Annotated in this window: 8 protein-coding genes; 2 read left to right on the top strand and 6 right to left on the bottom strand. The window is 41.6% G+C overall.

The genetic code is table 11. The features are described 5' to 3' along the window. Nucleotides 1–139: 139 nt before the first annotated feature. Nucleotides 140–2368, bottom strand: a complete 2229-nt coding sequence (locus AB6T38_RS03600; RefSeq protein ID WP_372546004.1) for a DNA internalization-related competence protein ComEC/Rec2 — start codon at nucleotides 2366–2368, stop codon at nucleotides 140–142. A 140-nt stretch (nucleotides 2369–2508) separates the two neighbouring features. Between AB6T38_RS03600 and AB6T38_RS03595 the strand changes: the two genes are divergently transcribed. Next, nucleotides 2509–3033: a DUF2062 domain-containing protein gene (locus tag AB6T38_RS03595; RefSeq protein ID WP_372546003.1), complete on the top strand. Its 525-nt coding sequence runs from the start codon at nucleotides 2509–2511 to the stop codon at nucleotides 3031–3033. Nucleotides 3034–3080: 47 nt separating this feature from the next. On the opposite strand, the gene AB6T38_RS03590 is transcribed toward AB6T38_RS03595, so the two are convergent. The 4 genes from AB6T38_RS03590 to smc form a co-directional block, all read right to left on the bottom strand. Further along, on the bottom strand, nucleotides 3081–3503 hold the full coding sequence (locus tag AB6T38_RS03590) for a DUF1801 domain-containing protein (RefSeq protein ID WP_372546002.1): 423 nt from the start codon (nucleotides 3501–3503) through the stop codon (nucleotides 3081–3083). A gap of 247 nt (nucleotides 3504–3750) precedes the next feature. Beyond that, the gene (gene ligA / locus AB6T38_RS03585) at nucleotides 3751–5784 is read right to left on the bottom strand and encodes an NAD-dependent DNA ligase LigA (RefSeq protein WP_372546001.1); all 2034 of its coding nucleotides are present in this window, start codon (nucleotides 5782–5784) and stop codon (nucleotides 3751–3753) included. Between the two features lie 97 nt (nucleotides 5785–5881). Then, nucleotides 5882–7309, bottom strand: coding sequence for a cell division protein ZipA (gene zipA / locus AB6T38_RS03580; RefSeq protein ID WP_372546000.1), 1428 nt, complete (start codon nucleotides 7307–7309; stop codon nucleotides 5882–5884). A gap of 20 nt (nucleotides 7310–7329) precedes the next feature. Further along, nucleotides 7330–10809 carry a chromosome segregation protein SMC gene (gene smc / locus AB6T38_RS03575; RefSeq protein WP_372545999.1) on the bottom strand — a complete coding sequence of 1160 codons (3480 nt, stop codon included), beginning with the start codon at nucleotides 10807–10809 and terminating at the stop codon, nucleotides 7330–7332. Between the two features lie 142 nt (nucleotides 10810–10951). Between smc and cysZ the strand changes: the two genes are divergently transcribed. Next, nucleotides 10952–11704, top strand: a complete 753-nt coding sequence (gene cysZ / locus AB6T38_RS03570; RefSeq protein WP_372545998.1) for a sulfate transporter CysZ — start codon at nucleotides 10952–10954, stop codon at nucleotides 11702–11704. Nucleotides 11705–11794: 90 nt separating this feature from the next. On the opposite strand, the gene AB6T38_RS03565 is transcribed toward cysZ, so the two are convergent. Continuing rightward, the gene (locus AB6T38_RS03565; RefSeq protein WP_372545997.1) at nucleotides 11795–13477 is read right to left on the bottom strand and encodes an EAL domain-containing protein; all 1683 of its coding nucleotides are present in this window, start codon (nucleotides 13475–13477) and stop codon (nucleotides 11795–11797) included. Nucleotides 13478–13523 lie beyond the last annotated feature (46 nt).

Here is a 13523-nt window from a genome sequence, read left to right as displayed (position 1 = left end):
TACTTTTACGTTAGATAACTTGTTGATTATAGCTGTAATTCCAAGCTATTAAAAATTGATATTAGGTTTAATCTATTGTTTATTGAAAATCGAGTTGTGCCTAGCCAAATTGACTACTTTTAGAACAAAAACACAGCCTTTAATGCCATAAATAGCGATTAAACCAGCTTTGCAGTGGGTGGTCTCGAAAACCAATGACCTCAATGGGTTTACCACTTAAAGATAACTCGAAGCTAATTTGCCCTGACTGTGCGGTAGATAACAAAGCTATGTTTTGTGTTACATAACGATTTACCACCTGCTGCTTAGGAAATCCCCAACGATTTAAATAACCTTGACTGAAAATAACATATTGGGGCGAGGTTGCTCGAATAAAAGACATGGCTGAGGAAGTATCGCTGCCATGATGAGCGGCAACAAGAATGTCCACGTTCAACAGTTTTTGATATTTTTCTATGAGTTTGTGCTCAATATGTTTACTTATGTCACCCGGTAGCAAAACCGCCTGACGACCATCGGATATTAGTAAAACACAGGAATGGTCATTCCCTTCCCCACTGGTTTCGGCCTCTGGCCAAAGCCCTGTAACCGTCAAATTCAGCCATTGGAATGATAAGCTGCTGTTACACCTATCTTGATTCGACATAAAACCGTTAACTTCTACGCCTGCAAACAACTGTTTTAGACTGCCCCCGTGATCATTATCAAAGTGGCTTACAATGACCCAGTCAAGTTGATTGATATTGTGACGTTTCAACACAGGTAACACCACAGCATCCGCCATATTAAATCCACTGGGATATGCCGCTCCAGTATCGTATAAAAACCCACGCTCATCTTGTTCAATCAAAACTGAAAGTCCCTGCCCCACATCCAATATATGGATCTTCCAAGTTTGTGTATTAGCGGCGAAGAAGTAACTTAACAACGGAAAAACAGCAATAAAACTAACCAGTTTGAAGCTGCGCTTAATTGGCATGCATAACAAAATTAACATCAAGAATACCAACACCCATACGCTAATTGGAATGCCGGGAAGGGCAAAACGCGACCAACTTAGTTGTGCAAACCTCTGCAACCCCTCAAGGCTAAAGTCTAAAATCCAGTCGACCCAAGAAAATACCCATGCAGCCAAATATGCATTACACAGCAGCAACAAACAGCCGATTAAACACAAAGGCACGATAATAAGAGTCACCAAGGGTACCGCAATTAAATTAACTAACGGGGAGATAACCGAAACCATGGAAAAATAGACCGCCACAATGGGCATCATTAAGCAGCAAAGTAAAAGTTGTAGTCGCAGAACTACAGTACAAGTTTGCTTAATACGAGAAAGCAGACTTAGAGACTTAGGATCCTGCGGGGAAGCTGGCCATAGCCAAGTGACGATACCGATAAATAGGATTGCCCCAAAACTTAACCAAAAGCTTGCACTCAACAAACTCATGGGAGAAATCAGTATAAAAATAAAAAGATTGCCTAACAGAAACCAACCAAAAGTAATAAAACGAGCAGACATAAGCAGAATTGCCCAAGCGCATAACATTATCCAAGCACGCAGAGTGGGTAACGAAAATCCAGCCAAATACCCGTAACCGAATGTCAAAATTAATGTCGCCAACAAGATTAAGTGTTGGTAATTACGACCTTGGGGTAAATCAATGTAATGACTTATTGGACGAATAAGCATATTGAATAACAGATAACATAGGGAAGCCACAACACCTAAATGCAAACCAGAAATGGCCACCAAATGAGCCACGCCGGTTGACTGAATTGTTCGCCAATCGTTGACGTCCAATCCTGAACGGTCACCGAAGGTAATGGCTGCTATCCATCCACTGTGTTGCAAATTGAGGCTGTGAAATTTATCAATTAACTGCTGTCGAAAACTTACCCTATCATCAATTAATAATGCGCCTTGGTTAAGAACATAACCCGTGGCAACTATGTTTTGTGAGAGCAACCATTTTTGATAGGAGAATCCTCCTTCATTGGCTAGACCATGAATAGGCTTTACTTTTATGGGCAATGCCACGATTTGTCCCTGTTTAAGAGACCAGGTCGGAGATTTCCAATTAAGCCGTATACGAGACTTTCCATAATGGGCTTGCCCATTAATGCTAGTAACGATCAAATTGAATCTTGTAGGCGTTTTTGCACTGATGATAGTTTCGATTGAACCTGTTACTTGCCTAATTTGTCGAATATCTTGCTCTGGGAGTTGCCAATTAACCCGCCAATGGCCTACACTCGCCATCCACACAATTGCAATTAGCGCCCCTGAAACAAATATTGCGCTCGAAAAATAGTTACCTAGGGGATTTCGTGTGAATAGCCAGGCAATGAGAAGTAACACTGGCAACCAGTAAGCATTTGGTAAATGGGTCTATAAGATACTGGACACTGAGATTGTCACAAAACTGACAAGCCAAAGTTGTTTATAACGTTGTATAGTAGTTAGCAAATCCTTTGCCTCAACAGTGGTTTGAAATTCGGTTAACTATGCCTAAAAAGATTATTAAACGCTTTTTACCAGATCATCAGACAATCAAGAACCAAAAAGCGTTAAAAATGTTCGGAACTGTACTTCATGACCCCAATTTGTGGCATTTGAACAGAAAATCAGCTTCAGGAGCTTTCGGTATTGGGTTATTTTTCGCATGGTGGCCGGTGCCGTTTCAAATGTGGTTAGCAGCAGCGTCAGCTATTCCCTTGCGAGTAAATCTCCCCCTTTCAATGGCAACAGTTTGGATTACCAATCCATTCACTATGCCCCCCATGTTTTACCTTGCCTACCTATTGGGTACGAAAGTATTGGGCACACCAGAACGGCATTTTAAATTTCAATTGAGTTGGGATTGGGTGGTACAAAGCATGGAAACCATAGGCCCAGCGTTTTTGGTCGGCTGTGGTATCTGCTCAATTGTATGCGGTATTGTTGGATATTTTGGTCTTGATGCCATTTGGCGTTATTCGGTGAATAAAGCATGGAATAAACGCAAGTTACGAAAGCACAATAAGCAGTAAAATATCACTTTATTTTATTAGTTTGGAATGGGCTTCTATCTGCGTATTTATGCGGGGTAACGCGTATCCATGATGGTCAAATCTTGGTCAATTATTTGTTTCAATATATTCAAATCTACGTCAGCTAACCTATTGATATACAGACAGGCTTTACTCTTTTTGTGTTTACCAAGGGAGTCTAATAAAATGCTGTTTTCTGACAGGAATGCTGCGACATAAATGGATAGATTTTGTTTGCGAGGCGAAAACCCGCTGCGTAAAAACTGTTCTTGTTTACCACTTGCCAAGGTGTACGTGTAGCGACCAAAACCAATAATACTACTACCCCACATTTTGGGCTGCTGGCCAGTCACTTGCTTATAAATCTCTAATAATGCTAAACCATCCTCTCGACGACGTGTATTCTCAATACGATTAATAAATGAGATCACATCAGCATCATTTGCTTGGGTCTTATTTTTACTGGCCATAATATCAATGCCTGATTGTTTTATTTTTAAGTTAGTGGTTGCCCACTATACTAGCCTATTTTTAACAAGCAGCCAGCGATCAAACTTTGAACTTTCGGCCTAACAGTGAATGGATTGAATATAGTCGCAGATGGCAGTCTCAATTAGCACCACCTCCCCTTACCTAGCATCGGCGTAAACACATTTCTAACAGCAATTTGAAAAGGCTAAGGGCTGTTAGAACCGTTTGATTGACACACACTCAGGACTATCCTGAATGTTTTTCAAACAAATCAATTAAGCCTTGTTCCGTCAACACCTCTATTCCTAAGTCTTGTGCTTTAGTGAGTTTAGAGCCCGCTTTTTCACCGGCAACAAGGTAATCGGTTTTAGCCGAAACACTACCGGACACTTTCGCTCCCAAAGCTTGCAGTCTAGCCTTAGCATCACTTCGTCCCATGCTCTCCATGGTGCCAGTCAAAACAAAGGTTTTATCCTTTAAAGGCATTTCGTCTTCAGATTTAGGGATAATCTCTGGCCAAGTGATCCCCACTTCCAATAAATCATCGATAACTTGAATGTTGTGAGGTTCACGCAAAAAGTGATACACATGAGCCGCAACAATGACACCCACATCACTGACTTCTTGCAGAGATTCTTGATCCGCTGCTTTTAATGCGTCTAAATTGCAATAGTGATTAGCCAGATTAGCGGCAGTGGCTTCACCCACTTCTCGAATACCCAAGGAGTACAAAAATTTCGGAAACGTTGTGTGTTTAGCATCCAATAATGCATTCACCAAATTTGCAGCCGACTTGTCTCCCATACGCTCCATATTAGATAGTTGCGCCAGGTCTAATTTAAAAAAGTCTGCGGGGCTTTTTACTAACTCTTGCTCGACCAATTGTTCAATTAGTTTATCACCTAAACCATCTACATCTAGCGCTTTACGCGATGCAAAGTGTTTCATGGCTTCTTTGCGCTGAGCAGGACAAAACAAACCACCACTGCATCTGGCGACAGCTTCGCCTTCTATTTTTTCAACTGCTGATGAACATATTGGACACTGGGTTGGAAACACGATTTCTGAGGCATCTTCTGGACGCATTTTACTGACAACAGACACCACTTGCGGGATCACATCACCAGCTCGGCGAATAATCACCATATCGCCTTTTTTAACCCCTAAGCGCTGAATTTCATCCTGGTTGTGTAAGGTGGCATTGGATACCGTTACTCCACCGACAAAAACCGGCTCTAAGCGAGCAACAGGGGTTATGGCCCCGGTACGACCGACCTGAAATTCAACGTCAAGGAGTTTTGTCATTTGCTCTTGGGCTGGAAACTTTTGGGCAATGGCCCAGCGCGGCGCTCGTGACACAAAACCTAACTGCTGTTGCTGGTCAATGTCATTTACCTTGAAGACTACACCGTCAATTTCATAACTTAAGCCTTCTCGCATTTCCCCAATTTTTGCAAAATAAGCGTGACATTCTGCTGAGCCTTTGGCCACACTAATTTCATTACATACCGGTAATCCCCAGCTCACTAATTGACTCAAGCGTTGACTATGTTTATTCGCCATCGCTTCCACTTCGCCCTCTACCAAACCCATTGAATAGGCATAGAACAATAACGGACGACTGGCTGTAATTTTGGGATCGAGTTGTCGCAGACTTCCTGCTGCGGCATTACGGGGATTGGCAAATACTTTTTTATCGGCGCTGCGCTGCCTGTCATTTAGTTGCTCAAAGCCCTTTTTAGGCATAAACACCTCACCGCGTACTTCTAATCGCGCAGGAAAATCCTCGCCACGTAACATTAGCGGAACATTTTTAATGGTTTTGACGTTACTGGTTATGTTTTCCCCAACACGCCCGTCACCTCGGGTGGCAGCTCTAACTAGGATCCCATTTTCATACAAAATACTCACTGCCAGACCATCTAATTTGGGCTCGCAACTGTACTCTAAGGTAACATCGTGTTTAAGCCTATCGACGATACGTTTATCAAATGCATTCAACTCCTCATCATTAAATGCATTGTCCAAAGACAGCATAGGCACTTCATGTTCAACCTGTGTAAAAGCAGATAAAGCCTCTCCCCCAACCTTTTGACTCGGCGAGTCGGCACTAATTAATTCAGGGTGCTGTTTTTCGATAGCGTTGAGCTCTCGCATCAAACGATCGTATTCTGCGTCGGGAACTGACGGGTCATCGAGTACATAATATTGATAGTTATATTCGTTAATTTGTGTACGAATATCGTTTAACTGCTGCAATAAATCGGCAGATGAGCTCATGTATTTACCTACTAAACGGAATAGATGGGAGGCTAAAAATTTAGGGACAGTTTAATCACTGTCCCATTAATTGTTTAATTTTGTTAAGAATTTAAGTTTAGCGCGCGATCATGCGTTTTCTTTCAAATTCTCTGATTTTTTCAACATATTGTTGCAAGCTTTGTTTGGTCAAAGCACTGCGTCTACCGTCGAGTACTTGGGCGGAAAATTCATCCGCTATTTTACGCGCGGCATTGTGCATCATATTGAATACTTGATGAGGGTCCCCTTCAATGGGCAACATCATAAATAATGACACACCTAAAGTGGTAAAGTTTTCTAAGTTATCAATATCAAACACGCCAGGTTTGAACATATTCGCCAAGCTAAATAACACTGGACCTTTGCCGTTGCTATTCACATGACGATGGAAAATATCTTGGTCACCAAACTTAAACCCAAGGGTTAACAGCATCGGCAACAACGCTGCTCCCTGGATAGGGTTATCGTCATTAGCTCGCACATTCAACACTAAAACTTGCTGTTCTGGTGGTTGGCTGTCACTTTCTGTATTGGTTGGCGCCTTTTCTTGCGTACCTTGGGCATCAAGTTTTGATTCAGGTTCATCAAAGTCTATCTTCATCTGATCTTCACGGATTTTTGGCTCTTTACGTTTTCGTGATTTTGGTTCAGCTTTACTGCGCTTCACAAAATTTCGAGCCTGGTCAGCGAGGCTAACCTTATTCTCAGCACTTGATTGACCATTGCTTTGAGCTTCCACTTTAGGCTCTGGAGCTGTCTCTACATCAGCTTTTGCCGTTGGCGGAGTCTGTGCTTTTGGCTTTTCTGTGACCTCGGCTGTCGCAGTTACTTCATCGACGGCAGAAAAATCCATTGTTGAGTTGGTCGTAGTTTCAGGTTCATTCGGCTGCTCACCAGACTCAAGTTCGTTAGTTCTTAACAAAAATGGCGGAGGCTCTGGAATATCGCCGGTTTCAGCATTATCGATTGCACTCATTCGAGAACGCATAGCATGGACTTGCTGAGCCGCATATTCAGGCTTTGGCTGGGTCACTACAGAAGAATAAATTTTGGGTTTAGCCTGCTCTGAATCATTTGCCTGTGCATTGGTGTCTTCTTTGATGACATCACTGGCATCTTCAGACAAGTCAGTTTCAGAAACGTCTTTTGCTCCGGTTTTACCGTCTGCACCATCTTCTGTATTTTGCGAATCATCTGCAGTTTGTTTTTTAGGCGCTTGGCTGACCACGCGAACGGCACCAATCCCGAGTTCATCGAAATTATCGCCACCTAAACTCGGCTCAACTTTATTGCGGGATTTTTCAGCAGAGTCCATAACAATAACATCGGAATCTACATCGACGTCTTCTATATCATCGTCGTATTCGTCATCCCAATCTTGAGTTTCAAGGTTAGCATGCCCTTTTTCTTGTGAGTTTTTACGCACACTCCACATGCCATGCGCCAAAATACCTATGATGGCTACCCCACCAATGACTAAAAATGCTAGTCGTAATTCTTCCATATGAGCTTTATACCCTATTTTTATGCTTGAGCAATTGCCACAGCTTCTTCAACATCCACAGCTACCATACGAGAAACGCCTGGTTCCGCCATAGTCACACCAGTCAAATGTTTAGCCATTTCCATCGCAATTTTATTGTGGGTGATATAAATAAATTGTACACTTTTTGACATTTCAGACACCAGCTTACAAAAACGCCCCACGTTGGCATCATCCAAGGGTGCATCAACTTCATCAAGCAAACAAAACGGTGCTGGATTTAATCTAAAAATCGCAAACACCAATGATAAAGCGGTTAACGCTTTTTCTCCACCAGAAAGAAGGTGAATTGTACTATTTTTCTTTCCTGGGGGTCTTGCCATAATTGTCACCCCAGTTTCGAGTAAATCTTCGCCAGTAAGTTCCAAATAAGCAGAGCCGCCACCAAAGACCTTAGGAAACAGTTCTTTGAGACCATTATTTACATTTTCAAAGGTCTCTTTGAAACGGGTTCGTGTTTCCCGATCAATTTTACGTATGGCACTTTCCAAGGTTTCCAGTGCAGCCATTAAATCATCATTTTGATCATCAAGATGCTTTTTACGCTCAAATTGAATTTCATACTCTTCTACTGCGGCTAAATTTACCGCACCTAGACGAGAGACAGCCGCAACTGTGCTCTCCAAATGCTGCTGCCAACGGTTTTCTTCTGCTTCCTCTGGCATATTTTCTAGCAGACTTTTTAAGTTTTGGTTGAGCTCTTCTAAATGCTCTAAGGTACTGTTAGCGCGCACACGATAACCTTCACATTCAAGCTTTTTACTTTCTAAAAGGCTGCGCATTTGTTGAATTTTATCAACAATTCCTTGCTGTCCTTTTTCTGCTTCGGACAATAAGTTTTCAACCTCGGCCAAGTTATCGCTAATTTGAGTTTGCTGTAATTCAACCTCCACCCGCTGCTCTAATAGAATTGCCAGAGTATGTTCTTGTTCATCAGCAGGCTTAGCTAACTGTGCAAGTTCGTCAGAAAGTTGCTGTTTTCGGGTCTGCATTGATGCAACTAATTGTTTAGTCCGTTGATTCGCATCCCTAAAACCTTGCATTTGGCTAGTTAGTTGCTGCAGCGATAAGGCGAGTTGATGTGAAGTATTGGTTAAGGTTTCAACCTGATGTCGGGCTTGCTGTTCCCGCTCGTGTAATTGAGATTTTTGTTGCTCGAAGTCGAGTTGTTTAACTGACATCTCTTCAAGTTGCAGCTCTAACTCTTGGACTTGTTCAGAGAATTGCTCAGATTGCATTTTTTCATCTTCTAATAATTGCAATTGGCGGTTAAGTTCTAAATCCAATTTATTCTGTCTTTGTGAGGCTTGCTGTTGCTGCATTTCTAGCAAGTTAAGTTGGTTTTGGGTTTGAATCATTCCTTGCTCGGCTTGTACAAAGTCGGCTTGGTGTTGTTCAACCTGTGATTCAAGCTGCTCAGTGGTTTGCGCTAACTGCAAAGATACTTCTTCAATGTGCCGCAACTTTTCATCAATTAGTTGCTGGCGGTTGGCGGTTAATTCAGATATTTTTGCGGATCTTTCAATCAATCCAGATTGAGTATCCGTATCCCCTAAGTCTAACCAGCCTTTACCAAAACGCAGACCTTTTTTAGTGACAATACTTTGTCCCGGTTTTAAGGTAGCCAATAGTGCCAATGCCTGTTCGTTGCTATCTACCGCTAACACTTGGGCAAACCAATCGGGCAATTGTGAATTGCTGATTTTGCTTGCCAAAGTGCCTTCAGGTTTTATCTGACTCAATTGCTCTGAAAAGATAAGCTTGCCAGTTTCCAACTGCACATAATCGTCAATATGAGTTCCTTCTTCTAACCAAAACCCTTGTTGCCATTCAGTAGTCACAGCCTCGACGGCTTTTTCCCATCCAGCTTCAACCTCTAACACTTTCCATAAAGGCTGGTAATTTTGTTGTTTGGATTCTAATAGTTGTTCCAGAGTTTGATGTTCACTCGCGGCGCTTTGCAAACTTTTCAACGCGGATATTTGCGCATCCAATTGTTGCACTTGTCCTTTAATTTCAAACAACTCATTTTGATGTGCTTTTTCTTTTTCACGGGAACTAAGCAAGCTGGCTTTGCTGTGCTCTAACTGATGTTTAGCATTATCAAAATCTTCTTTGGCTTGCCCAACCAGCAACTGTAAGCTGTCGATTTGTTCGGCCACAACATCCTGTTCTAATTCACTTTGTTCTTGTTTTAACTCTCCAATGCGTTGTTGCGTTCGCATTTGCATATTCATGGTAGATTGAATTTGACTATGGCAACTTTGTACTTGCTGTTTACAGTGTTGATAGGCCTTTTCATGATCATGAAAATCATTGTTCAGCAATCGCAGTTCTTCTTGATGTTGAATTAACGTTTCTTGAGCATGTTCTAATTGAGCTTGTACCGCTTCTGACTCCGGTTCAGACTCCGCAATCTTGATTTCGAGGTTTTCAAGTTTAGTCGTTTCTTCAGCCGCAATTAATTCAGACTCTTCAATTGATTGAAGAATTTGCTGTAGTTCGTTTTCAATTTGGCTGGTCCGTTGTTTGGCATGCAAACGATTTTGCTCCAACTTAGTAATATCAGTACCTAATTGGAAATTCTGTTTTTGTAAGTCGGTTAATTGTTGCTTAAAGTTTTGTTGCTGTTCCCGATAAACGGTAATTCCTCGTTCATCCCCCCGCTGCTTAGCCACAAAGGCTTCAACCTCATTTTGCTGTCGCTCTATTTCACCTTCTAGTGCGGCTATATGTTCACTGTGCTTTAACCACCGTAATGCAGCGAGTTCACCTTTTAAGGTACGTTCTTTGGCTTTTAATTCTTTGTATTTTCGCGCAGCACTTGCTTGACGTTGTAGTTTGTCAATTTGCTGCCCTAACTCGGAGCGCACGTCTTCTAAACGCTCTAAGTTTTCTTTGGTATGGCGAATACGATTTTCTGTTTCACGTCGGCGTTCTTTGTATTTGGATATACCGGCCGCTTCTTCGATGAACACACGCAGTTCTTGGGGTTTAGATTCGATTAAACGGGATATGGTGCCCTGTTCAATGATTGCATAACTTCTTGGGCCTAAGCCCGTACCAAGAAATAAGTCGGTAACATCTCGGCGTCGGCATTTTGTGGCATTCAAGTAATAGGTTGATTGGGCTTCTCGGGTAACTACTCGTTTAACTGATAGTTCGGCATAGTTAGCAAATTCGCCTTGTATTCGTCCTGAAGAATTATCGAAAACTAACTCAACACTGCCTTGAGACACAGGCTTGCGGGCATTAGAGCCATTAAAAATGACATCGGTCATGGCATCGCCGCGTAAATTTTTGGCGGAACTCTCCCCTAACACCCATCGTACCGCATCGATAACATTAGACTTGCCACAACCGTTGGGACCAACAATTGCTGTCATATCATCAGGAAACGGAATATTGGTAGGATCAACAAAAGACTTGAACCCAGCCAACCGGATTTTTTTTAAGCGCATTCGGGATAGAGGATCTTTATTATAGTTTGTAGTGAATGTATCAAATGTCATCAAGTGTAACAATTGAGGATTTGTATTGATTCAGTACAAAGTTATACTAAATGCCTATTTTTGAACGTAATCCGCGAGAATGAGTAAAAATATGCAAAGTAATAGTGGTGCAGGATATTTTCTGCAAGGCTTTTCATTAATTAAAACAAAAGGATTAAAACGTTTTGTGTTTGTTCCTTTGGCAGTCAATTTAATTCTTTTTTCAGTGGCCTTGTACTTTTTAGTGGGCCAAATTGAGTCTTCAATCATTTATATAGTTAACATTATTCCTGATTGGGAATGGTTGAGTTGGTTAAAACAAGGATTAGCTTACATTCTTTGGCCCCTAGCCGTGATCACAGTGCTATTGGTGTTTGCCCTTTTATTTGGAACCTTAGCCAACTGGATAGCTGCGCCTTTTAATGGTTTATTGGCTGAAAAAGTGGAATTACATCTTACCGGAAAAAGCTTAGGCGACACGGGGTTGCTCGATGTATTCAAAGATATTCCGCGCACTCTGGGACGCGAGATGGCCAAACTTGCTTATTACATTCCTCGAGCCATAGGCTTTCTTATACTGTTTTTCCTATTGCCCGTTGCTGGTCAAGTTTTGTGGTTTTTATTTTCTGCCTGGATGATGGCGATCCAATATTGTGATTACCCATTTGATAATCATAAAGTTGGTTTTAAAACCATGCGCAGCACCCTAAATGAAAGCCGCACCCACTGCTTTTCATTTGGCATATTAGTAAGTGTGTTTTCGATGATCCCCATCATTAATTTTTTAGTGATGCCAGTGGCAATTTGTGGTGCTACGTCTATGTGGGTTCATGAATTACGAGATAAAGTGCCTCATCATCAATAATAGGTTGGGAAGTGACTAATCATCCTTAGATTGGTCGCTTTTATATACTTTTCACTGGTGTTAACCGATGTAAATTCAAACCTGATAAGGTCATTCAGTCAGAGATGATTTTGTCTTCATAAAAGTTTCAAAATCGTCGCTGCTCAAGGGTTGACTAAATAAATAACCCTGCATAATAAAACACTTATTTTGCACCAAAAAATCTGATTGTAGTTTGGACTCAACCCCCTCAGCAACTACAGCGATTCCAAGCGTTTCAGCTAGTTGAATAATAGCCTTCACAATAATTTTATCATGGGGGTTATTATCTAAATTACGCACAAAGGACCGGTCAACTTTAAGAGTATCGACAGGTAGTTGTTGTAAATAACGCAATGATGAATAACCGGTGCCAAAGTCATCCAGCGTAATACTAAATCCCGAGGTTTTAATTCGAGTCAAATGCTCCAACAAATCGGTTTCGGCTTCTTGTAAGGTGCTTTCAGTGACTTCAATGCGAATAGCATCGGCAGGCACCTGATATTGTTTGATTAAGCTATCAATTAAGTCAAAAGTATTGTGATGGTAAAACTGTCGGTTCGAAATGTTGATGGAAAGGGGGATCCGCTCATTTAATGACAAAGTCCAATGATCTAACTGCTCAAATGCTTTGGTTAAAACTTGGTTAAAAACCTCGCGTATCACATCTTGTTTTTCCGCAATACTTATGAATTCTGAGGCAGCTAAGACGCCTCGTGTTGGGTGTTGCCAACGCGCTAAACATTCAACTCCGACTACACGATTAGTGCGCAGATCAAACACAGGTTGGAAATACGGAACAAACTGGTTTTCCTGCAGACCTAGTTGTAATTCTTGTTCAACCACACGAATATCATTTAATTCTTGATTTAACGCGTCACTGAAAAATTGAAAACGATTACCGCCATCATGTTTGGCTCGGTACATTGCAGCGTCGGCGTGTTGCAACAAAGATTCAGCAGTATCAGCGTTATCCGGATAGATACTCACGCCGATGCTGCATCCCACTTCCATAACATTAGTGCCACTTCGTAATGGTTTTTTAACTTCTCGAATGAGCTTTTCACAGACTTTTGATACTGTTTCAGTGTCTTTGATATTACTCATGATCACCGCAAACTCATCACCTCCCATACGGGCGATTAAATCGCTTTTGCGTAATGACTTTTGTAACCTTTCTGCAACAGCACACAACAACGCATCCCCCGCATCGTGGCCCATGCTGTCATTTACCAACTTAAACTTATCTAAATCCAGAAACAAAACTGCAAAGCGTTTTGCAAGTCTTTGCGATTGACTAATTTCATGATCGAATAATTGGCTAAATAAATATCTATTTGCCAACCCGGTTAAACTATCGCGATACGCTAAGGTTGTTAAACTTTCATCAGGCAGTGAATCGACGGATTTGTCAGTCAGGCGCGCTAAAAAACAAATAAAACGTCCCTCATCGACTATGGGAGTGAGGTGCAGACTGCAGCACACAAGTTGTTTAGACTTACTTGCGATCATCACTTCAACGGTGCAAGCCTGGGCAAGGGCTTCATTTAAAACACCTTGCCACTTATTCGTAGTAGATTGCCGCAGTAGGAAAATATCGTGTAACGAGCCAGTTGATTGACTTGTTTGATTGTCGCCAATGATCTGTAAAAATGCCGTATTGGAGAACAATAAATTTCCAGATTCGTCCACCAATCCTGTGGGATCAGACAAAAATTCATAGGCTTTACTTAGGGTGGTAACATCAATTGGCATTTTTAAAACATCTCATTTTTAATTGTTCACAGTCATTGTAGTTAAG

It is taken from the genome of Aliiglaciecola sp. SL4 (genome assembly GCF_041538045.1).
Lineage (GTDB): Bacteria > Pseudomonadota > Gammaproteobacteria > Enterobacterales > Alteromonadaceae > Aliiglaciecola.
Note: the sequence above shows the minus strand (reverse complement) of the source record. Positions and strands in the feature narration are given on the sequence as shown.